This is a genomic window from Nonomuraea sp. NPDC048916 (assembly GCF_040649575.1).
GTDB lineage: Bacteria > Actinomycetota > Actinomycetes > Streptosporangiales > Streptosporangiaceae > Nonomuraea.
In genome coordinates this window covers 1-424 of the sequence record NZ_JBEZFS010000250.1, presented here as the reverse complement: position 1 = coordinate 424, position 424 = coordinate 1, and the positions used below count along the sequence as shown (strand labels likewise).

Here is a 424-nt window from a genome sequence, read left to right as displayed (position 1 = left end):
CGCAAGATCATCATCGACACCTACGGCGGCATGGCACGGCACGGCGGCGGCGCCTTCTCCGGCAAGGACCCGTCCAAGGTCGACCGCTCGGCCGCCTACGCGATGCGCTGGGTGGCCAAGAACGTGGTGGCCGCCGGACTGGCCGACCGCTGCGAGGTCCAGGTCGCCTACGCCATCGGCAAGGCCCAGCCGGTCGGCCTGTTCGTCGAGTGCTTCGGCACCGAGAAGGTCCCGGTCGAGCAGATCCAGGCCGCCGTGCTCCAGGTGTTCGACCTGCGCCCGGCCGCCATCATCCGCGACCTCGACCTGCTGCGCCCGATCTACTCCGAGACCGCCGCCTACGGCCACTTCGGCCGCGAGGGCTTCTCCTGGGAGTCCACCGACCGCGCCGAGGCACTCAGGACCGCCGCCGGTCTCTGACCCG

General features: G+C 71.2%; 1 protein-coding gene. It reads left to right on the top strand.

Features of this window, described 5'->3' with window-relative positions; translation table 11 throughout:
• The coding region (locus tag AB0C16_RS40710; protein ID WP_357691558.1) for a methionine adenosyltransferase domain-containing protein at positions 1–420 on the top strand (420 nt) is incomplete at its 5' end.
• Between the last annotated feature and the right edge of the window lie 4 nt (positions 421–424).